Origin of the sequence: Nocardia donostiensis (assembly GCF_002081715.1) — a bacterium.
Lineage (GTDB): Bacteria > Actinomycetota > Actinomycetes > Mycobacteriales > Mycobacteriaceae > Nocardia > Nocardia donostiensis.
Window position 1 is genome coordinate 1 of record NZ_MUKP01000061.1, and the last position, 20298, is coordinate 20298.

23 protein-coding genes, 1 tRNA gene and 2 pseudogenes are annotated in these 20298 nt (G+C 65.1%); 13 read left to right on the forward strand and 13 right to left on the reverse strand.

Annotated elements, in window-relative coordinates:
• From B0T44_RS27330 to B0T44_RS24215, 5 genes and pseudogenes are all read left to right on the forward strand, one after another.
• A pseudogene (locus B0T44_RS27330) lies at positions 1 to 254 on the forward strand (hypothetical protein); the annotation flags it as partial.
• Between the two features lie 114 nt (positions 255 to 368).
• Positions 369 to 1106, forward strand: coding sequence for a DsbA family protein (locus tag B0T44_RS24200; protein ID WP_254854194.1), 738 nt, complete (start codon positions 369 to 371; stop codon positions 1104 to 1106).
• A 92-nt stretch (positions 1107 to 1198) separates the two neighbouring features.
• A tRNA-Ala gene (locus B0T44_RS24205) sits at positions 1199 to 1271 on the forward strand.
• Between the two features lie 518 nt (positions 1272 to 1789).
• Complete coding sequence (locus B0T44_RS24210) at positions 1790 to 2008, forward strand: hypothetical protein (RefSeq protein ID WP_077117275.1); 219 nt, start codon at positions 1790 to 1792, stop codon at positions 2006 to 2008.
• Positions 2005 to 2433, forward strand: coding sequence for a type II toxin-antitoxin system VapC family toxin (locus B0T44_RS24215; protein ID WP_077117277.1), 429 nt, complete (start codon positions 2005 to 2007; stop codon positions 2431 to 2433). Before B0T44_RS24210 ends, B0T44_RS24215 begins: the two co-directional genes overlap by 4 nt.
• An 890-nt stretch (positions 2434 to 3323) precedes the next feature.
• Here the strand turns inward: B0T44_RS24215 and B0T44_RS24220 are convergent.
• The 3 genes from B0T44_RS24220 to B0T44_RS24235 form a co-directional block, all read right to left on the reverse strand.
• Positions 3324 to 3986: an SDR family NAD(P)-dependent oxidoreductase gene (locus B0T44_RS24220; RefSeq protein WP_077117279.1), complete on the reverse strand. Its 663-nt coding sequence runs from the start codon at positions 3984 to 3986 to the stop codon at positions 3324 to 3326.
• A gap of 250 nt (positions 3987 to 4236) precedes the next feature.
• On the reverse strand, positions 4237 to 4719 hold the full coding sequence (locus tag B0T44_RS24225) for a YybH family protein (RefSeq protein WP_217808774.1): 483 nt from the start codon (positions 4717 to 4719) through the stop codon (positions 4237 to 4239).
• A 134-nt stretch (positions 4720 to 4853) separates the two neighbouring features.
• The gene (locus tag B0T44_RS24235) at positions 4854 to 5249 is read right to left on the reverse strand and encodes a nuclear transport factor 2 family protein (protein ID WP_077117283.1); all 396 of its coding nucleotides are present in this window, start codon (positions 5247 to 5249) and stop codon (positions 4854 to 4856) included.
• Between the two features lie 85 nt (positions 5250 to 5334).
• On the opposite strand from B0T44_RS24235, the gene B0T44_RS24240 reads away from it, so the two are divergent.
• A complete protein-coding gene (locus tag B0T44_RS24240) occupies positions 5335 to 5844 on the forward strand; it encodes a MarR family winged helix-turn-helix transcriptional regulator (RefSeq protein WP_077117423.1) in 510 nt (169 codons plus the stop codon).
• Positions 5845 to 5964: 120 nt separating this feature from the next.
• Here B0T44_RS24240 and B0T44_RS24245 read toward each other — a convergent pair whose 3' ends face one another.
• Positions 5965 to 6594 (reverse strand): TetR/AcrR family transcriptional regulator, encoded by a 630-nt coding sequence (locus tag B0T44_RS24245; RefSeq protein ID WP_077117285.1) that lies wholly within the window; start codon positions 6592 to 6594, stop codon positions 5965 to 5967.
• 58 nt (positions 6595 to 6652) lie between these two features.
• Between B0T44_RS24245 and B0T44_RS24250 the strand changes: the two genes are divergently transcribed.
• Positions 6653 to 7537: an alpha/beta fold hydrolase gene (locus B0T44_RS24250; RefSeq protein ID WP_077117287.1), complete on the forward strand. Its 885-nt coding sequence runs from the start codon at positions 6653 to 6655 to the stop codon at positions 7535 to 7537.
• 356 nt (positions 7538 to 7893) lie between these two features.
• Here B0T44_RS24250 and B0T44_RS24255 read toward each other — a convergent pair whose 3' ends face one another.
• From B0T44_RS24255 to B0T44_RS24270, 4 genes are all read right to left on the reverse strand, one after another.
• Positions 7894 to 8232, reverse strand: coding sequence for a helix-turn-helix domain-containing protein (locus B0T44_RS24255; RefSeq protein ID WP_077117425.1), 339 nt, complete (start codon positions 8230 to 8232; stop codon positions 7894 to 7896).
• 292 nt (positions 8233 to 8524) lie between these two features.
• Positions 8525 to 9094 carry a hypothetical protein gene (locus B0T44_RS27650; protein WP_217697498.1) on the reverse strand — a complete coding sequence of 190 codons (570 nt, stop codon included), beginning with the start codon at positions 9092 to 9094 and terminating at the stop codon, positions 8525 to 8527.
• Between the two features lie 64 nt (positions 9095 to 9158).
• Positions 9159 to 9875 (reverse strand): nucleotidyl transferase AbiEii/AbiGii toxin family protein, encoded by a 717-nt coding sequence (locus tag B0T44_RS24265; protein WP_077117289.1) that lies wholly within the window; start codon positions 9873 to 9875, stop codon positions 9159 to 9161.
• A 612-nt stretch (positions 9876 to 10487) separates the two neighbouring features.
• Positions 10488 to 11366 (reverse strand): LysR family transcriptional regulator, encoded by an 879-nt coding sequence (locus B0T44_RS24270; RefSeq protein ID WP_077117293.1) that lies wholly within the window; start codon positions 11364 to 11366, stop codon positions 10488 to 10490.
• Positions 11367 to 11445: 79 nt separating this feature from the next.
• On the opposite strand from B0T44_RS24270, the gene B0T44_RS24275 reads away from it, so the two are divergent.
• The 3 genes from B0T44_RS24275 to B0T44_RS24285 are packed head-to-tail and all read left to right on the forward strand — an operon-like array spanning position 11446 to position 14200.
• Positions 11446 to 12396 carry an EamA family transporter gene (locus B0T44_RS24275; protein WP_081512635.1) on the forward strand — a complete coding sequence of 317 codons (951 nt, stop codon included), beginning with the start codon at positions 11446 to 11448 and terminating at the stop codon, positions 12394 to 12396.
• Positions 12393 to 13262, forward strand: coding sequence for an NmrA/HSCARG family protein (locus B0T44_RS24280; protein WP_077117295.1), 870 nt, complete (start codon positions 12393 to 12395; stop codon positions 13260 to 13262). The genes B0T44_RS24275 and B0T44_RS24280 overlap by 4 nt, the downstream gene beginning before the upstream one ends.
• Positions 13259 to 14200 (forward strand): SMP-30/gluconolactonase/LRE family protein, encoded by a 942-nt coding sequence (locus B0T44_RS24285; protein ID WP_254854196.1) that lies wholly within the window; start codon positions 13259 to 13261, stop codon positions 14198 to 14200. Before B0T44_RS24280 ends, B0T44_RS24285 begins: the two co-directional genes overlap by 4 nt.
• Before the next feature lie 340 nt (positions 14201 to 14540).
• Here B0T44_RS24285 and B0T44_RS24290 read toward each other — a convergent pair whose 3' ends face one another.
• The 5 genes from B0T44_RS24290 to B0T44_RS27335 form a co-directional block, all read right to left on the reverse strand.
• Complete coding sequence (locus B0T44_RS24290; protein ID WP_217697499.1) at positions 14541 to 14879, reverse strand: hypothetical protein; 339 nt, start codon at positions 14877 to 14879, stop codon at positions 14541 to 14543.
• A 509-nt stretch (positions 14880 to 15388) separates the two neighbouring features.
• Positions 15389 to 15931 (reverse strand): NUDIX hydrolase, encoded by a 543-nt coding sequence (locus tag B0T44_RS28340; protein WP_254854197.1) that lies wholly within the window; start codon positions 15929 to 15931, stop codon positions 15389 to 15391.
• Positions 15882 to 17015 (reverse strand): pyridoxal phosphate-dependent aminotransferase, encoded by a 1134-nt coding sequence (locus B0T44_RS24300; RefSeq protein ID WP_367946990.1) that lies wholly within the window; start codon positions 17013 to 17015, stop codon positions 15882 to 15884. The genes B0T44_RS28340 and B0T44_RS24300 overlap by 50 nt, the downstream gene beginning before the upstream one ends.
• Positions 17012 to 17422: a 3-oxoacyl-[acyl-carrier-protein] synthase III C-terminal domain-containing protein gene (locus tag B0T44_RS24305; protein ID WP_425436857.1), complete on the reverse strand. Its 411-nt coding sequence runs from the start codon at positions 17420 to 17422 to the stop codon at positions 17012 to 17014. The genes B0T44_RS24300 and B0T44_RS24305 overlap by 4 nt, the downstream gene beginning before the upstream one ends.
• Before the next feature lie 144 nt (positions 17423 to 17566).
• Complete coding sequence (locus B0T44_RS27335) at positions 17567 to 17956, reverse strand: thiamine pyrophosphate-binding protein (protein ID WP_077117300.1); 390 nt, start codon at positions 17954 to 17956, stop codon at positions 17567 to 17569.
• A gap of 439 nt (positions 17957 to 18395) precedes the next feature.
• Between B0T44_RS27335 and B0T44_RS28345 the strand changes: the two genes are divergently transcribed.
• The 3 genes and pseudogenes from B0T44_RS28345 to B0T44_RS28640 form a co-directional block, all read left to right on the forward strand.
• Positions 18396 to 19148 carry a wax ester/triacylglycerol synthase domain-containing protein gene (locus B0T44_RS28345; RefSeq protein WP_077117302.1) on the forward strand — a complete coding sequence of 251 codons (753 nt, stop codon included), beginning with the start codon at positions 18396 to 18398 and terminating at the stop codon, positions 19146 to 19148.
• Positions 19103 to 19603: pseudogene (locus B0T44_RS28635) on the forward strand (AMP-binding protein); the annotation flags it as partial. The gene B0T44_RS28345 and the pseudogene B0T44_RS28635, both read left to right, overlap by 46 nt.
• 79 nt (positions 19604 to 19682) lie before the next feature.
• Positions 19683 to 20298, forward strand: a 616-nt coding sequence (locus B0T44_RS28640; protein ID WP_368026234.1) for an AMP-binding protein, incomplete at its 3' end; no start/stop codon positions are given.

Consider the following 20298-nt stretch of genomic DNA (forward strand, 5'->3'; position numbering starts at 1 on the left):
AGCTGTCCTACGGCGCCGGCCTCGCCGTCACCGGTTCGCTGCTCGCTATCGCGGCCATCGGGTGGTTGATCGTGCCCGAACCGCTGCGCCGCGAGACCCGCGAGACATCGGCCACCGAACGGGCGGAGACCGCGGAAGAGGAAGCCGAGCGGCTCGCGGCCTCATGCACCTGCGACGGCGGACCCGGTGGGGGAAGTGCAGTCGCCCCCGACGCCGCGACTGCCTCCCAAGGCCGACCGAGCCCGAAGAGGTAGAAGAGGTAGCGGCGCCGCGGCGAGTACGAGCCCGCGGCGCCGCCGGGGCCGGGGCTCGCCGTTGATAACCAGGTTGCCGCTGAACAACCGGATACTGTGCGGCACAGTGGTGGGGTGAGCACTTCGCCTTCGAACTACACCCCGCGGCCCATGTCCAGCACGACCACCTACGCGCTCGGCGCGGTGGCCCTCGTCATGATCGGGCTGATCGTGGTCTTGGCATACCGTTGGGGCACGGGCGAAGCCGAGGTGCGCAACGACGGCTACGGGTCGGTGCGTCAGGACGCCGTGGTGTCTGCACTACACACCGACGGCGCGATCCGGCTCGGTCGCACCGACGCCGCGAAAACCATCGACCTGTACGAAGACCCCCTGTGCCCCGCCTGCGGCTCCCTCGAGCACCTCTACGGGCAGGAAATCGCCCAGAAAATGGATGAAGGCAAGCTCGCAGTCCGCTACCGCTTCGTGAACTTCCTCGACCCCAGATCCGAGAGCAAGGACTACTCCACCCGCGCCATCGCCGCCCTCCAATGCGTCGCGAGCGCAGGCTCCGGCCCCACCTACGCGAAGTTCCACCACGCCCTGTTCACCGACCGCCAGCCTGAAGAAGGCGGCGCCGACCTCAGCAACAACGACCTCGCCGCCCTCGCCGCGGAAGTCGGCGCCCCCGAACCCGCCCACCAGTGCATCACCAGCGGCGAACGTATCGCCGCCGCCAAAACCGACGCCGCCGCAGCCACCGACGACCTCACCGCCGCCCTCGACGACAACGCCGCAACCCCCTCGGTCTTCGACGGCGAGACCCGACTCGACGTCAACAACCAAGAATGGGTAGCCCACGCCGCCCCATGACCCCGATCCCCCCGGATCCAGGCGATTTGGCTGCCGGTGCCAAGGTGGTGTAACTTCGTTCAGGCAGTCAGGAAATCTGACAGCAACCACTCGGGGCTATGGCGCAGCTGGTAGCGCACCACACTGGCAGTGTGGGGGTCAGGGGTTCGAGTCCCCTTAGCTCCACGTAAAACCCCAGGTCAGGCCTGGTCTAGTATTGGGTCTGACCTGTTTCTTTTGGCCCAACCCCACGCTTACCCCACAGTTTGGCATGAACTGTGGGGGAGTGTTCGTGGGTCAGCCGTTCCCTGTCGGTCCTGTGGGGTCCTCGCCCTGGTCGACAGCGACCGGACCGCGGCCTGTTCTTCGTCCTCGTCGAGTGGCCGGTCGACTGCCAGGAATTCGTAGTACTGGTACTCGCTTACTATCCGTCCACTCCGTCGCTATACCGGCCGGTCATCCCTGTCGCAGCCCTCGGCGTGTCTCTCGTCATCAGGCGACAGGGTAGCTGTCGAATGCTTGCGCGCTCTTCCACGTTCGACGCGCGCAGTGCCGAGGTGGTGGGGTCAGCACGCCGCGATCGTCGTCATCGCGGCGACCCGCGCGGTGAGGCGCGGCGAACACCTCGGCGACACCGAGGTCGCCGGTGGCCTGGTGTCGTCGTGTTTCGGGGGCGAGCCTGCGGTGACGGCTAGAATCGGGTCATGAGCGCCAGCCGTGATGAACTGCATCAACTGGTCGACGAACTGCCCGAATCGCAACTGCCGGGTCTGCTTGCCGACGCACGTCGGCGCCTGAGCCCGGTGCGGACCGGTAGCTGGCCGCCCGCCTGGTTCGGTAGTGCGACCTCACGGGATGGCCGAACCGACACATCGAATCGGATCGATGAGCTTCTTGCCGAAGGGTTCGGTCGCGACCGGTGATCGTCTGTGACACCGGGCCGCTGGTGGCCGCGGCCCTGTCCGACGACGACAACCATCACGCCTCGGTAGAGATGTTCACGGGTCTGCACCTGGCGGGGCGGCGGATTCTGGTGCCCGCGACCGTGAGCGCGGAGGTCGGATATCTTCTCGAGCGCCAAGCCGGCCCGAAGACCGAGGCGGGTTTTCTGCAGTCATTCGCCGACGGTGACTTCGAGGCCGTCGATCTGACGCCGCCGGATTATGCGCGGATGGCCGAACTGGTCCGCCGGTACGCGGATCTGCCGTTGGGGACCACTGATGCTTCCGTGATCGCGCTCGCGGAGCGGTTGGGGATCGTCGAGGTGGCCACGCTGGATCGGCGCCATTTCACGGTTGTTCGCCCGGCCCATGTCGGGGCGTTCACTCTTCTTCCCGAGAGATTCTGATCTCGCGTTCGACCTGTGGCGGTCGGCGGTTCTGCTCACCGGCGGCGAGAGGACTGGGCATTGGAAGAGCCGGTATGAGCGGGCGATCCTCCTGCAGAGGAGCGGAAGCGGCTCGGATTCACCCAGGCCGATTTGGCCGACATCAGGGAGTCACTCCGGGCTGGGTGTCCTAGATCGAGCACGGGGAGGTCGCGACGGTGGAGGCGCTTGCCGTCTATGTCGCCGCATCGGTAGGAAGCTGGAGTTGTCGGTCGGTATCGGCGGGCATCTTCTGAAGATGCCGACCGCCCCGGCGGCGTAGCCGGATTCCTACCCCACGGTTTGGCATGAAAGCGGGCAGTCGACGGTCCGTGAGTTATGTGCTTTAGGCATGAATAGTTGTGCGCTCTGGGTGTGAAAGGTGGGTGCAGATGCAAGGCTGCCTCCTCACGACACCTACTACGACAACCTCCCCGCTGACCCCGCCGACTACGACATCGACGACATATCGTTTCCGCAGGAAAAGCCCCTGATCAGGGGGTGAACAAGCTCCTGGCAGTGTGGGGGTCAGGGGTTCGAGTCCCCTTAGCTCCACAATAGGTGAACTCCCAGGTTAGAGGCCTGGGAGTTCACTGTTGTTAGTGAACGCTCGGTCTGGACGGGGCGCTGAGCGGGGGAAATTCTGGTTGTGAGGGTTCTAGTTCCCCTAAGGTGTCTTGCGTTTGTTCCTGGTGTTGATCAGGACAGGAGTTCGGTCGGCTGGCTGCTCGCTGTTGTGAGTCAGGGCCGGGTGCGTCCGTGTCGCGGGTGCGGACTTCCCGTTCGAGCTGACAAGTAAGCGCGGCCGGAGGTCATTGTGAACATGCTGACCGCGATTCCCGCCACCATCGACTCCAGAATGGTTCGACGGTTCACGGTGGTCGGTGAGCGTGTCCGGCGGTGAGTGGCGCCTGTTCGCGGTTGACGGGGGTGAGGTCGGTTTGTACGAAGCCCGGGCATACCGATGTCGCTGTGATGTCGGTGTCGCTGAGCTTCTTGGACAGGGCGATCGTGACGGCGTTGAGTGCTGCTTTGGAGCTCTGGTAGGCGGGCACGACTATGCCGTAGTACGGGGATTCCGGATTCAGCTGCTCGTTCAGTGATCCCATTGTGGTGGAAATGTTCACGATGCGTCCCGCGGAGCTCGTGCGCAGCATCGGAAGGAGCGCTTCGATCATGGCGACCGCGCCGAAGACGTTGGTGGCGAACGTTTCCTGGAACAATCGGGCCGAGGCGAATTCGTGTGGTTCGCCGTCGGTGGCTTCCGGCAGGATGCCGGCATTGTTGATCAGGATGTCGAGGGTGCCGAAATTCTGGCGCACCCATTCGGCCGCGTGCTCGACGCTGTGGGTGTCGGTGACGTCGAGCTCGATCCCGTAGGCTTCGTACCCTTTCGCCACGAGCGTGGCTGCCGCGTCTTTGGCGTCGGCATCCCGGCGCGAGGTGAGGAGTACGCGAGTGCCCTGCTCGGCCAGGGCTTCGGCGGTCGCGAATCCGAGGCCGCGGTTGCTGCCGGTGATCACTGCGGTCGACATGGTGTGGGTGTCCGTTCTGTCGTTGTGGTCGTCGAGGGTGTCGGCGACGGGAGCCGGTCTCGTGTGCTCCTTACGCAGGAGACGTTTCGGAGCGCCGGTGTGTGAGGTTCGGTCGGAAGTTCACCGCTGGCAGGGAGCACTCAACGCTTTCGACGCGACTTCCGATGGCGGTGTCGAGGTCTTCATCAGATCTGTCCGGCGAGGTCGACCTCGGCTGCCGACCATGCCGAGTCAACGCTCGCATGGACAGTTATCCGGTGCTTACGGGCGTATTCCGTCCGGTGCGGACCCGCCAGTCGTTGTCACGGAACTCGACGGTAAGGATGATCACGCCGTGCATTGGATCGTGTTTCGGATCGACGCTGTCCCGGGTGCGTTGCCGTGCAACGATCTGCACGATGGCGGGGGCGAGTTCAATGGTTACTTCGTGCTGATACTCGACGTCGACCTCATGTAAGGGTCCGCCCGGGGCGAACACGAACCGCTGCTTGGCCAGTAACTCGTCCCGATCAGTGACCAGGCCACCGCTGAAGTTGACGAAGCTGCAGTCCCGCCAGAACAACGCGTTCATGGCGTCGGCATCGTTGGTGTTGAAAGCGTTCTCGTACCGAGTCAGCAGGTCCAGCGCCGTATTGTTCATTTCGATCCTCTTCTTGTTCATTTCGATCCAGCTCCACGGTGCGGCCCAGCCCGGCCGCCATGACATCGATAACTTCGGCAGCGGCGAAGGCATCATCAACCGGCGGAGTCTTCGACGGCGTCCGCCGAGTCTCCGGTGCCGACTTCCGGTCGGGGCTGCCGATCGCCGACCGGGTGACCTCGCGCGAATTCGCGTGGGTCGAAGGCGTCGCACTGGAGGGTGCATCCTCAGGCGGCGAGGGAGGCCAGTAGCGGGCCTGGGGCGTTCAGGAAGACGTCCAAGCTCATCAGACGTCCGTTGTGCACGTGCCAGATGTGTAGCTCGCGGATATCGACGCCTTGACCGGTCCAGTGCGGGATGAGGTGGGCGTGTCCGACCACCACGATGCGGTCGCCGCCGTCGATGAATTCGTCGGGGCGGAAGGTCGCGTTCCCGGATCGGGCGACGCGGCCGAACATCTCGCGCACCCCGTCGCGGCCGTGGTAATCCCCGCGCCACGGGACCGCGTCGGACTGCCGTGAAACGAATCCGGGGTCCAGCAGTTCGACGAAGCGCTCCAGCTCGCCGGTCGCGAACGCATCGTAGGCGGTGTGGACGGCGGTCATATTGACGGTGCTCGACATTGGTCGGCTCCTCCCTGGGTGACGAGTGAACGATCCGATATTATCTGAACAGGAAGTAATTGATCAGGAAGAGATTGGAGAATCGGTGCAACCGGGAACAGATGCGGTCGATCAGGCCGTCGAGGCATGGCGGCGGGAGCGTCCCGATGTAGACATCACCCCTTTCGCCGTGGTAGCTCGCGTGACGCGCCTGGCGCGGATATGGAACAGCGAGATCGCGGAGTTCTTCGCCGAACACGATCTCGACCTGGGGGAGGCTGATGTCCTGACCACCCTCCGACGTGCCGGCGCGCCTTACGAACTGACTGCCGGGGCGCTGGTTCGCGCTTCGATGGTCACCTCCGGAGCCATCACCAAACGTATCGACCGGATGACGGCCAAGGGGCTTCTCACGCGAGTGCCGCCTACCACCGACCGGCGAACCGTTCTGATCCGGCTCTCGCCCCGCGGCAAGGAGGTCATCGACGATTTGTTTGCCGACCACATCGCCAACAATGCTCGCCTCCTGCAGCCTCTCGACCGGGCGCGCACCGAGCAGCTGGCAGACGCGCTCCGCACGCTGCTGCGCTTCCTCGGTGACACCTCGCTCACCTGAAGTCGCGGATGCGTGGGGGCCCAGGTGTTTCCGGCCTGATCCGCTGACCCGATGGTCGGTGGCAGGCGTGAGGACGTCACTGGATGCCGTGGCGTAGAAGACCGAGGCGTAGATTCGGCGTCAAGTCGATCGCGGGACAGTCGGCGGCACTGTCCGCGGGTCGGGTGGCTGGCTCTGCTGGATCCCGGCGAGAAGCCAGCCCAATCCTTGGTCGAAGTTGTCCCGCAGCGCCTTGGGGGTCGGCTGGTGTTCGGTGTTGTTTTCCGAGGGCAGGCCGCTGGTGAACGCGGCGAAGCCGATTGTGTAAACGATCAGGACGCGCAGAGCATCGGCCGCGGCGGGTTCGGGAACATCTGCTCGGCGCAGGACATCGATCGTGATGGCGCCGAGGCGCTGTGCGTTGGGGCCGCGCGCGCCCTGACGGCTCAAGTAGAGCGGTACCAGGTCGGAATGGGCCAAGAGCACGTTATAGGTCGAAGCCATGAGTTGATGCAGGCAGGCGGTGGGGTTTTCGATGTCGGATGCCGGCGAATCGACTGCGGCAAGCACGTCGTCGAGTAGATCGTCGATCAGTGCCGACTTGTTCGCGACGTGGCTGTAGAGGGCATTCGGGGTGACGTCGAGTCGCTTGGCCAAGGAGCGCATCGTCAAGGCCGACAAACCCTTCTCCGCCAAGACTTCCCGGGCCGCGCCGAGTACGGCCGCATGAGTGAGGCCGGCCCTGCGGCCGGGAGCGCGACTGCGATCCACCCGATTACTGTACAGTGCCCAATATGAATTGGACGTTGTACAGTTTGAGTATTACAGCATGAACGGCATTCCAGGGTTCGTCGAGCAGACGGTGTCGGTGAACGGCGCCGGCGTGCATGTGGTTCAGGGGGGTACCGGCCATCCGGTACTGCTGCTACACGGTTTTCCGCAAACTCATCTCGTGTGGCGGCATGTGGCGGTGTCGCTGGCCGAGGACTACCGAGTGGTGTGCGCGGACCTCCCGGGCTACGGCGCCAGCGACCCACCCGCCGGGGATGACAGCCCTGCGCATTACGCCAAGCGGGTCACCGCGGCGACGATGGTCGCTGTGATGCGCGAACTCGGCCACGAGCAGTTCAGCGTTATTGGGCACGACCGAGGCGCTCTGGTGGCGCTCCGGGCGGCGCTCGACCATCCAGATGTCATCGAGCATGTCGGTGTACTCGACGTGATTCCCACCGTTGACAACTGGGCTGCGCTCAACGGTGTCGGTGGGGTGTTCGCGTTCCATCTGTACCTCCTCGCCCAACCATCCGACCTCCCTGAGCGGATGATCGCCGCCGATCCGGACACGTTCTTCGGGCATTTCCTGGATACCTGGACAGCGTCGGCGGAGGCGATCCCCACCGGAATCCGGGACGTCTACCTGGCCGCGGTGCGCGCTCCGCAAGCGATCCATGCGATCTGTCAGGACTACCGTGCCAGCGCGTTCGTCGACGCAGAACACGACCGCAGGGACCGCGACGCCGACCGTCGGTTGACGATGCCCGTCTTGGCGATGTGGCAGGATCCGGGCGACACCATATTGCCCTTCGATCCTCAGCGGATATGGTCCGACTGGGCGCTTGACCTGCGCACCCATGTCCTGCCCTGCGGGCATTTCCTCCCCGAGGAATGTCCTGCCGAAGTCACCGCTGCCATTCGTGACCTCATCGGCAATTGAACCCTGGGCGCTCCTGTTCCGGTAATACAGTCGACGGAAAACTGGTGTCGAGTCTGCGGCTGCGGCCAGGTGCGCCGCTCCAGATGAGATCGTCGCTGCCGATGTCGTTTTCACCGCTGTAGTAGCGCCGCCGAGCTGATCGGAAACGCGCAGGCTTCCGCTCGAGTGGCCGACTCGGCAAATCGGGTAGCTCTGGTGGCAACGGAGGGCGGTTGCTGTGGACCGGTCGGGTTGGCTCGTCCCATTGATTACGGGCGATGTCGTCCGTGGGTGGGTGTCTCGCGTCTGTACTCGACGTTCGCGGAGTTTGGTCAGGACGGTGCCCTCTCGTCACGAGGCGACAGGGTAGCCGTTGATCACACTCGTGCTCGCCCGTGAGAATCCCGTCTGGGTATTCCGTGCCGACGCAGTGCAGCGAGGACAGTGGTGTGGTTGACGTTGAGATGGTTGCCGACGCGTGCCAGTGACCAGCCGAGTTTGTAGAGGTGGATGGCGGTGTCGATCTGGTTGGGGGACAGGCCGCGGGCGCGCATCGGTACCTGGTGTCGGTGGAGGATGTTGCTGACTGTGCGTCGTTCGATACCGAATCGGTCGGCCAGTTCGTACACGGTCGCTCCGGCCTGGTAGCCGGTGATCAGCTCCGCGACTTCCTCGGCGTCGAGTTGCCGGGCCCGCTGTGGTTTGGGTCGTTCCACCGGTGGCGGGGCCGGTGCTGTGATGTCGGGTAGCTTCTGGATCAGGTTTTCCAGGGTATCAGCCTGCGTTTCATCACTTCTACCTGCGGTTTCAGGATTGTAGTAAGGTCCCCCAAGGTCCACAATTTGGGTCGAAAAGTGGCTTTGAGCTGGGGATTTGCGTTGATACGCGCATGGAAGTAGCGCTCGCGCCTATTTGTATTTCCCCAGTTCAGTGGCTGTTTTAGGGTTCTAGTCCCCTAAGGTGTCTTGCGTTGCTCCTGGTGTTGATGAGGTCAGGAGTGGCTGGTGTTCAGTCGGCTGACTGCGGGGCTCTTGCTGTTGGTTGTCGGGGCCGGGTTCGTCCGTGGGTGTCGCGAGTGCGGATGCCGCGTTCGCGCAGACGGTTCAGGACAGTGGTCGGGTCGACGGCGAGGTGTCGGGCTACTTTGGCCAGGGACCAGCCCGGGGTGTAGAGGCCGATGGCTTGGTCGACTTGTTGGGGGGACAGGCCACGTCGTCGCATCGGGATGCTGTGCCGATGCAGTATCGCGCTGACGGTGCGGCGGTCGATGCCAAACCGATCGTCCAGGTCGTATGTCGTCGCGCCTGCCAGGTAGTCCTGGATCAACGTCTGGATTTGGTCTGGATCGAGTCGGCCTGCCCGCTGTTGTGGAGGATGGTCGGCGGGTATCGATGCCGGCAGTGAACTCTTGGCGCCGATCGCGGTGGGAGCGTCTTGGTTCCAAGGGTTGTCGGCCGTCTGCTGGCGCATGACGTCGATGAGTACTCTTGCGATCTTCCTGGCATCGGGCGGGTCACGGCGGACACCGTGCACACGGAGCTCGGCCCATTGAGTGGTGGTGTTGTTCGAGGCTGTCACACGACCATCCTCGGCCCGGACCATAAAGGCCATGATGTCTTATTCGGTGGCTCACCATTCACCATCAGTCCGACGTTGCCTCACAGCTGGTGGGCTGGTGTACGGAGTGACTGTTGGTGCCCCGGGTGTGCACCGCGACTTCGACATCGGTCAGCTGGTCAGCTCGTCTTCCCATCCGGCGAAGCGTGCACGCATCGCGGCGATCTTGTTCGCGTTGATTCCATAGGCGGTGAAGTCGCGGTCGGGGATCCTGCGTAGGAACGACAGGGATTCGGCGAACATAGTCGGGTCGAAGCCGGGGTTGTGCGGTGGCGATCGTGATCAGCTGCTTCTGTGAATAGCGCCCGCTGCCGAGTATTGCGTCGATGTCGAGGTAGTCTCGCGGTGCCCATCGGTTGAACAGGGCATCCATCTTGCCGGCTACCGCATCGTCGGGGTGCAGAACGGGCCCGACCTCGAGCAGCACCGGCGACTGCGACCGCCAGAACACGCCGAGGTCGACTTTGGCTGCGTAGCCGTCCGGATAGGTGACCGTGAGCTGCACCAGATCCGGGGACCGGCGAACAACCGTGACCGAGTGCCCGGCGGACTCGAACGCAGCGATCACGTCATCGGCCACCTCGCCGGGAGTTCCGCGAACATCGGAGAACAGGTCGACATCCTCCGATGGCCGTGTGCCCATCCCGTGTAGCACTACTGCGTGTCCGCCGCCGAGGACGAACCCCCGGCGGCCGACGGTCTGCAATGCGATCCGAGCCAGTTCGTGCTGCCGCGGATCCATCAGGCAGCAGCCCGAAGCTGCGGAAAGATCCTCTCCCACAGCGCGCGCACCGGCCGAGCCGGTAGAATTTGCGGCCAGATCATCACCAATAGGCGGCCGTTGACCAGTTCCCGCAGATTCTTCGCAGTGCCCTCGTCCAGCACGATCTTGTAGACGGCTGCGCGGTCGTAGTCGTCGTCCAGGTCGAATTCTCGGCGGCCGCTCCAAGCCAGCTCGATCGGCAGCCGGAGTACCCGTGTTCCGGCCCCCGCAGTTCACTCAGCGAGTCGACGACCTCATATGGTCTGACCTCGCTGAAGCTGAACGGGGTATCGCTTCGACTGGACATGTCCACAGTCTGCCGCAGTCCTTCGCCGCGTGTAAACCTGCCACCGGCGAGGTCCGAACTGTTCGCATGCTCCCTGCGGCGGTCGGGGTGGTGGGCACCAGGTGAGGGCGCGGCGGTTATGGCGCGCCTGGCAACGATCGGAGCGGACGGGCCGACCGCTGATCTGTTCGGCGAGGAAGGCCCATTGCCTTGGTGAGAGAGCGGGCCTTGGCACCGTGATCGGGCGCCACCGCCTGCTCGCCGGCCAGACGCCGACGACCGGCCCAGAGACCATGCCTGGTGGGCTATATCGGTGGTGTGATGCCGAGAATGCTGAGAAAGGCTTGGGTCGCCGGTGTGCGGTCGAAGCGGCTCCAGATGACGTGCTCGACCCGGGCCGGCGCATCGGAGACGTCGATCGTGGCGACGCCGGTGAGTTGGGGTGCGTATGCGGCGGGGAGCAAGGCCACAGCGAGGCCCGGCCCGACCAGTCGAGCGATGTAGTCCGCGGTGGTCACTTCGAAGGCGACGTCACGGTCGAGACCGGCGGCGGCGAAGGCTTGATCGGATTGGATGCGGCCGGCGGTGCCGGCCGGAAGGTCGACGAATACTTCGGTGGAAAGCCTGTGCAGGTCGACCGTGGGTTTCGCAGCGAGTGGGTGGTTCGGCGCGACCACGGCGACGAGCCGGTCACGGGCCAGTTCGCGGGCGGCGACCCCCTGCGGTTGCGCTGTGGTCGGCAGCCCGAGGAAGGCCACGTCGAGAGCGCCTTCCTTGACCTGGTCGGCAAGATCGTCACTGGCGCCGACCCGCAAGCTGATGCGCACCTGCGGGTATCGCCGGCGGAACTCACGTAGCGCGTCCGGGACATCGACTGCGGCCACAGTCGGGATCAAGCCGACGGCGAGCCGGCCGCGTATCTCGCCGACGGCAGCAGCGACCTCAGCGGCTGCACGTTCGGCGGCGTCCAGGCATTGACGTGCGGCTGGGAGGAACGCGGCACCTGCTGAGGTCAGTCGCACACGGCGGCTGGTGCGCTCGAAAAGTTTCGCGCCGAGCTCCCGTTCCAGGCGCGCGATCTGGTGGCTGAGGGCGGACTGGACGACCAGGCATCGTTCGGCGGCCCGGGTGAAGCTGTTCGTCTCGGCGACGGCGAGGACGTAGCGCATCTGCTGGAGCTCCATGGATCAATCTTGTATTGCGATTGATGGAGTGACAAGCATGTGTTGGACTCACTGATTCTTGTCCGTTGAGATTGCAGGTATGACAAGAACTGCAGCACAGCAGGTTTCCGGCAGGGCGGGCGGTGACGCGGCCCGCGGAAACCTGCCTCGGGCCGCGCTGACGGCATTCGCTCCGGCAGTCTGGGGCACCACCTATGTCGTCACCACCGAGCTTCTGCCGCCGGGGCATCCCTTGTTCGCGGGACTCCTCCGGGCATTGCCGGCGGGGCTGATCGTGCTGGCGATCACCCGGTTGCTGCCGTATGACCGGTGGTGGTGGAAGGCCGCGGTACTCGGTGTACTGAACATCGGGCTGCTCAATGCGCTGCTGTTCATCGCGGCCGAGCGTCTACCGGGCGGCGTCGCCGCAACCCTCGCGGCGGCTCAGCCGCTGATCGTCGCGCTTCTGGCGGTGGCTGTCCTGCATGAGCGTGCCTCGGCCTGGCGTCTCGCGTGGGGAGCGATCGGTGTGGTCGGCGTCGGCTTGGTGGTAATCGGTCCGGCCGCGGCGCTCGACTTTGTCGGGGTAGCGGCAGGCTTGGGGAGTGCGGCCTCGATGGCGCTCGGGTTGACCCTCACCAAACGCTGGGGGCGTCCGGCCGAGGCCGGTCCGGTCACATTCGCCGGCTGGCAGCTCGCCGCAGGAGGCATATTCCTCCTGCCCCTCACCGTTGTTTTCGAGGGGCCGCCGCCCGCGATCGATTGGGTCGCCGCCCTCGGCTACCTGTGGCTCGGACTGGCCGGCGGTCTGATCGCCTATGTGCTGTGGTTCCGCGGTATCACCACCCTTCCGGTGACCTCCGTCGCAGTACTCGTCCTGCTTTCGCCGCTGGTCGCCGCCGTTCTCGGCGCCGTCCTGCTCGGCCAGACCCTCGGCCCGATCCAACTCGTGGGGTTTGTGGTTTCGCTCGCTGCGATCGTCGCGGGGCAACTTCCCGCACCCACCCGCACCTCGGTTTCGACACCCACACCCGAAAAGGCACATCGATGACAAATCCCGTGAACCAGAAGACCATCCTTGTCACAGGCGCGACCGGCGGCCAGGGCGGCGCCGTCGCCCGCAGCCTCCTCGGTAACGGCTGGACGGTGCACGCCCTCGTCCGCAACCCGGGCAAGCAGGAGGCCAAGGACCTCGCGGCGCTCGGCGCGAACCTCGCCATCGGCGATCTCGACGACCGGGAATCGCTGCACGCGGCGTCGCGAGGCATGCATGGTGTGTTCAGCGTGCAACCCGCCGATTTCACCGACCCACGTCCCGAAATCGAAGTGCAGCAAGGCAAGAACGTCGCCGATGCAGCCATGGCCGCGGGCGTGGCACACCTGGTCTACAGCTCGGTCGGCGCCGCCCAGCGCGCCTCCGGAGTCGCACATTTCGAGACCAAGGCAGAAATCGAGGCGCACATCGATGCGCTCGGCGTGCCCGCAACCGTGCTGAGGCCGGTGTTCTTCATGGAGAACTGGTCGTACCTGATCCAGGATGCCGCCGAGGGCGAACGAGTCGGGTCACTCGCGCTGGACTCCGACACCTCGCTGCAGATGATCGCGCTGGCAGACATCGGCCGGATCGCGGCGGACGTGTTCGACAACCGTGCCGAGTTCCTCGGCAGGCAGATCGAGATCGCCGGCGACGAGCTGACCGTCCGGCAGATCGCGGAAGTATTGAGCGAGGTCGACGGCCTCACGACACGATTCGAGCGGAAGCCGAGCGAGGAACTGCGGGCCGAGGCCGAGGAGCTGGCGAAGATGTTCGACTGGCTCAACGACGAGGGGTACCGGGCCGATATCGGGCTGCTCCGCCGCCGTTACCCGCAGTTGTCGACCTTCGAGGCGTGGCTGAAGGCGGCCCGGCAGCGATGATGCGACTCCTCGGAATTGTGGTCTCGCTCATCTGCTTCGGCGCCATGGTGCCGGTATCCGCGCATCGGGCAGCCGCGGATCTTCCCGTGTTTCCCACAACCATTGATCTTCCGGCCGGTTTCCGGCCGGAGGGTATCGAGATCGGGTTACGCCCGGTGGCCTACCTCGGCTCGGCGGCAGACGGCTCCATCTACCGTGCTGACCTGGTCACCGGGCAGGGCAGCATCCTCAGCCCGGGTTCAGGCACACCGTCGCTCGGACTCCGGCTCGACCACCGCAGCCGACTCTTCGTCGCTGGCGGGACCGGCGGCGATGCCCGGGTCGTGGACGCCCGCACAGGTGTGGTGCTCGCGAACTACCGGCTCGGAACGCCCCGGGACACGTTCGTCAACGACGTCGTGCTGACGTCGGCCGGCGCCTGGTTCACCGACTCACGCATGCCCGTGCTGTATCACCTGCCCCTCGGTGCTGATGGTGCGTTGCCCCCTCCGGAAGAGGTTGTCCGGCTACCGCTGACCGGCGACCTCGAGTACGTGCCCGAAGCGATCAACGCCAACGGGATCGTGCTCACGCCCGACGGCACCGGCCTGATCATCGTGCAGTCGGCGACCGGGCAGCTGTTCCACGTCGACCCCACAACAGGCGAGACCCGGAAGGTCGATCTCGGCGACGAGGAGGTACCACATGGCGACGGCCTGCTGTTGAACGGTGACACACTGCTTGTCGTCCAGAACCGGAGCAACACGATCGCGGTGATCGTATTGGACCCCGGAGGGGCCAGCGGCACGGTGCGGCGGCGCATCACCGACCCGCGCTTCGATGTCCCGACCACCGTCGCGGTGTTCGGGCCGCGCCTGTACCTGCCGAACGCTCGCTATGACACGCCGCCGTCGCCGGCCACGCGGTACACCGCAGTCGCAGTCGACCGACCCCACTGAGCGGCGGCGAGGACACCGAGCAAGGTCCGCTGGTAGCGCCGCTGATCTTGAAGGTGTAGCCGTCGGTCCATACAGACATGCCGGCGCCATAGGCTTTGACCTGGCCCGCGCAGTACTTGTAGTCGCCCCGATCTGCATACTTGATGTGGGCCAAGCGGTGCAACCGTCTCGAACCGGCACGGTGGATCGTTGGGCAGCGCAACGACGATTCGACGCCATCTGCTACCGGGGTGCCTCGCTACAGCTTCGGCAGCTTCGGCGATTTCCGCTGCGACTGCCTGGGGCCGGTAGCGGGAAGCGCCATCTCCGGCACCAGCCTCCGGAGGTCGCGGCCGTTGGGTTATGCGCGTGCCCGCCCGCGCGGATCCCGCGTGGGTATTCCGCGTCGCCGGAATGCGGCCAGAACGGTGGTGTGGTTGACGTCGAGATGGTTGCCGACGCGGGCGAGTGACCAGCCGAGCTTGTAGAGATGGATAGCGTTGTCGACCTGGCCGGGGGACAGGCCGCGGCGGCGCATCGGTACCCCGTGCCGGTGGAGGATACTGCTGACCGTGCGTCGTTCGATACCGAATCGGGCGGCCAGTTCATACACGGTTGCTCCGGCCTGGTAGCCGGTGATCAGCTCCGCGACTCGGTTGGCGTCGAGTTGCCGTGCCCGCTGTGGTTTGGATCGCTCCATGGGTGGCGGTGCTGGTGTTGTGGTGTCGGGTAGCTTCTGGATCAGGATTTCCAGGGCTATTGCCCGCGTTTCGGGGCTTCTACCTGCGTTTTCAGGGTTGTAGTAAGGTCCCCCAAGGTCCACCAGGGTTTATGCCCGTTTGATATGCCCGATTTGACCGGTTTTACGACACTTTTCGACGACAGTGACCCTCGCACCGAAATCCCGGTATGAGGGTCCTTTTCTTGTTGGTGTGGTGGTCACCGGGCTGGGGCCGAGCCGCTCCTCTCGACGACACATCCTCCCGTGCTGTGTGACCAGAGTCGCATCGATGGCGTAAAGGTGGGTTGCGCCTCGCGGTCCGCTCGGCGGCCACGAAAACATCAGGACCCTGGTGATGAGGGGTAGGTGGTCGTCGTGCTGTTCGAAGCTGCCGACCGGCAGGACCGCGACCGAGGCGCCCACGGGCAGCCGGACGGACGCCCATCAGCGCTCACCTGAAGCCCCCGTGTCCATGATGATCTCGCCGTTCAGTCGGCGTTTCGGTAGGTGGTGAGTGTCTGCTTGACGGCGTCGGTGACGGGGTTCTTCGGTGTGTGGGGTCCAGGTGTAGGCGTCGTGTGTTCGGTGAGCCGGACGGGTTCGGGGGCGGCGCATTGGACGGTGAAGTTGAATTGGCGGCTGTGTTTTCCGTTGCCGGAGCGGTAGTCGAAGTTGTCGATGTAGCGGCCGATGCCGGTGACCTGGAGGCCGGTCTCTTCGGTGACTTCGCGGGTGAGGGCTTGGTCGAGGGTTTCTCCGGGTTCGACTTTGCCGCTGGGCAGTTCCCAGATGCTGCCCATGAAGTCGTTGCCGGGTCGGCGATGTGGTTGCGGCCGGTGACCCTGTCCCGACAGGCTGTCCGGCGCGTTCAGCAACCAGAACGCGGCCACCACCCGCCGCGGTGCGGCCGACAATCCGAACAAACGCCACAGGGCACTCCCTGATCGGGCGTCGTCCGAGTGTGGCAGGTCGCCGGTCAGCTTACGTCGCGGGCACGGCATCAGGCCGATTACCCGCCGGCGCCGGGCCATCTGCGGAACGGTTTGGTCCCGGCACTCGGCGACAGCTGAGGCCACACCGGTCGCCGTATCTGTTACACGGTCCGGCGTTCAGGTAATGGCCGCGAGGACAGCTCGCCCGGCCGCGGGGTCGCCGACCGCGATGCGAGCACTGCCGTCGGGATAACGCTTCGCGACGATACCGGCTCGACGCAGCGCTGCCGCCTTCCCCGGCCCAGGGAGATAGAGGAAGTTGGCGTGACTGTGGGGTACCGCGACACCGACCGGTATGCAAGCGATCGCGTTCGGCGCCGATATGGCGAATTCTGGCTTCCAATTCGGTGGTGGCGGCGTATGAGGCCGCGACGGCAGCGGTCGCGGTCACCGAGACGCCGAAGGGGAGTTGGAGCCTATGGATCCGAGCGATCCGGTCGGGGTGGCCGAAGGTGTAGCCGATACGGAGTCCGGCCAGGCTGTACGCTTTGGAGAAAGTACGGAGGAACAGCAGGTTCGGGTGCTGTCGCAGGAGTACGGCGTGATCGAGACGATCTGCGGGAGCCAGGAATTCACCATATGCCTCATCGAGGACAACTGTCGTGTGGCTCGGGATGAGGTCGAGAAACGCGATCAGCTCGGCTGCCGGGATCACGGTGCCGGTCGGGTTGTGTGGTCTGCACAGCACTACCAGTGCCGTGCGGGCGGTGAGTGCCCGGAGCGTTGCCCGTAGATCGCACCCGCCTGCGTGATCGAGGGACACGGGTACAAAGGTCAGTCTGGCCATCTCGGCCATGATCGGATAGCCGTCGAAGGTCGGGACGGCGGTTACGAGCTCCGAGCCGGGGGCGGTCAGTGCGCGGATGATCTGCATGGTGCTCCGGTGGCCCCGGAGCCGACGACCACTTGCTCGGGATATCCCGAGGTGCCCGGCGATCAGTTTCGGAAGCTGCCGCGGAAGGAACTCCGGGTAACGGTTCGCCCGCGTGAGTGCCGCGTTGACTGCCCCGACCACGGAGGGAAGCGGCGGAAACGGATTCTCGCTCAGGCTGAGATCGAAGCGTGGGAGAGGGTGGATAGGGCAGGGTGTGGGGTGGGATTCCTCCGGCAGGGGATTTCTCACCGGGCAGCTCCGCAACGTAATGCGGCCGCGGCGGCGAAGCCACCCGCGTGCGCGAACGGCGACAGCAGCACGACGGAGCTGTTGCGGAGTCGACCTGCTCGGTTCTCCACATCCAGCGCGATGGGGAGGGCGACGGCGAAATGATCACCGAATCGGTCGAAGGTGTCGAGATGACGCTGCTCGGGCAGATCCAGCGCCTCGCGCCAGTTGCGGAGGAACAGCTGGTTGGGCCGGTTGGTGACAAGGGTGCCGATATCGCGGCAATTCACGCCGATCCGCTCGCACACTGCCTGAGCGACCTCCGGGACCAACCGGATGCCATGGGCGAACCCTTTGGGGAATTTGGACTCGGTGAACTTCACGCACGGCTGCCCGTCGCCGGGTTTCCCAGTACTTGCGGTCGCCATTGGTGGAGACTCCCATATCTTTCCGACGCGGGGGAGGGGGAGTTGCCCAGGAGCGCCTGGTTATTTCCCAGATCACGTTCACTACAGGGCTTTTCATAATACAAAGGCCACGCCGGCAGGACCACGAGGATCGCGAACTGCTGGCTATCTCTGGGCCACAACAGGGTTGCCGTACCGCAACACCTGGGTGGTCGTAATCACACGTGCCAGTCCGTCGGGCACACCTTCGACATGGTCGATGCGGACACAGTAGCGGGCGATCGAGCCGAACAGGCCATTGACAAACAGGCGCAGCGCATCGAAGGAGCCCGATCCACCGCTGGTGTCCTGAAAAGCACCGTGTCCCTTCCCGTAAGGCCGGTGGTCGACCAATGGGAGCCAGACCGGTATACACGCGGCAGAGGACCAGGCGAGTCCCGCAACGAGTTTCATGACGTCGCCGCCAGGCATCGCGGCGACGGCACCGATTCCACCGGTGGTGCGTGCACAGCCGTCGGCCATTGCCGCAGTGGAGGATTCGCGTTCGTCGATCACACGGTGATCTCGGAGCCGACGAGGGCGCGCGCCCGTAGAGGTCCTCGATATCGACACCGTCCACGCCGAACACATGTCGCACGCCCGCCGTTGCCAGCGCTCGTACCAAGCACTCCACCACTCTGTCCGGCATGGAACCCTCTCCTCGGCAACGGTCGGCGAAACCGGCCGGTGCCGCATACGTCGATCTCCGACCTGGATGGGAGCGTCAACAGCTGGCAGGGAGACGATGCAGCAAACTTCGGTGTGATCCGGCCGAGGCCGGCGTGTCGGCGTTGCCAGTCGTGGAAGCTCTCGGGACTTCCAACCGGGCGCGCTACAGGCGCTCGGGACAGACGACCATCGACTCGACGGACACGAGTACAGGCACATCGTAGGGCGGTGGCTGTACACTTTTTCGAAGGTAGCTCGGGCTGACGAACGAGGCGGCAGGATAACGATGATCGCGGTTCGCAGTGCCCGTAGGGCGTCCGCCGCAGTGGTGGACCGGGCGTTCCGGGCGCTTGCGCCTCGCTCCCCCGATACGCAAATGCTTGTCGGTGCGGTCCTTCACGTGGACGGTCGAGCTCCAGAACTGAGCATACTTCGGGACCACATTGCCGCCCGGCTACCCGCACTGCCCGCCCTGACTTCGTATCTGCCCCGTGGCGCCACCCGCTGGACCGCTTCCTACCCGGATCTCGCGGTGCACGTGGTAGAGCGTGCGGCGCCCGGGGAGCAAGAGAATCTGGAAAGCGTCGTCGCCGAGCTGACCAGGACCGAATTACCTGACGATGCCCCGCATTGGCGACTGTGGCTGCTCCACGGCCACGCCCCACAGCAGTATGCCCTGCTGTACCTGGCCCACCACTACCTGCAGGACGCCGGGGGTCTCCTGCACACAGTGGAGTCGCTGTTCGGCCCGGAGATCTCCGCGGAGGCGTCCTCAGCGGTGTATCACGGCTTCACCCGGCGTCTTCCCGCAGCGTCGGACTATGGGCGTTGTCTTACAATGTCCGTCCGCAACGTTCGGCAAGCGAGAAAGTGGAGTGTGCCGCACTACCGGACAACACCCGATCGTACGCTCCACTGGATCCCGAATCCCGGCAATGGCAGCAGCGGCCTTGGACCGATGTACGAGACTTGGGTCTCCGGATCGCCACTCGGGTGCTCGACGCCGGTTCCGGTCCGCGACAACCGGTCGGTCTCGTAGGTGAGACAACCGCGGAGGTTGTTGCCGCGGTCTTCGGTTGCTGGGCAGCAGGCAGACCGATATCGATCATGCCGATGCCGGTGCGGGGCAGTGATCAACGGCTATGGTCGGAATCGACGATGCGGCGGTTGCGCGCCCTCGGTTGCGGTATGGTTCTCGCCCACGGACCGGTGCTCGAATTACTCCGCGGTACCGCCGGTCATCTGCCGGTGCACGACCTCGCCCAGGTCGCCGGCTGGCGGTGGGACTCCGCGGCATCCCTGGTTCGGGTCCCGCCGGACAGTCCCGCGGTATTACAGGGTACGGCCGGCTCCACGGGCACTCCCCGAACGGCGGTTCTCTCGCATAACGCCGTGCTCAACCACTTCTGGGGTCTGTATGACCGGACCCGCGCCGGCAGCGATGACGTGTTGTGTTCCTGGCTTCCGATGTATCACGACATGGGGCTGATGCTTACCGTCTCTGGCATGGCCGCAGGCCTCGCGACATGGCTCGCACCGACCAAGCGCGTTCGCCAGGATGCCCCTCGAGTGGTTGAACTGGCTCAGTGCGAGTTCGGCGACTGTGACCGCTGCCCCGGATTTCGCATACAACCTGATCGGACGATACGCCCGGCGAACGGAGAATGTCGCACTCGGAGCGCTGCGCTACATGATCAACGGCGGCGAGCCGGTCGATTGCGACGGCATGATGCGCTTCGCCGGCCAGCTGCAGCGATTCGGTCTGGCACCGGATGCACCCGCACCCGCCTACGGGCTGGCCGAAGCAACGTGCGCGGTGACCGCACCGGACCCAGGGCTGGGCGTCCGCATAGATGAAGCCGCGATAGCCGAGAACGGCGCCACCACGACGCTCCGCCGACATGCACTGCTCGGGAGGCCGCTGGGCGGCATGGAGGTACGCATCGCCGAGCCGCCCATGAAAGTGCCCGTGGTCACCGGTCGCGATATCGGGCTGGTGGAGATACGTGGCCATTCGATCTTCAGTGGGTATATGGACGATGGTGCTACGGTCGGCACCGCAGACTGGACCCCGACCGGGGATATCGGCTACTTGTTGGGCGAGGAGCTGGTGGTGTGCGGGCGGTCCAAAGAAGTCATCACCGTCGCGGGGCACAATGTTTCTCCCCACGACGTAGAGCGGGTCGCCG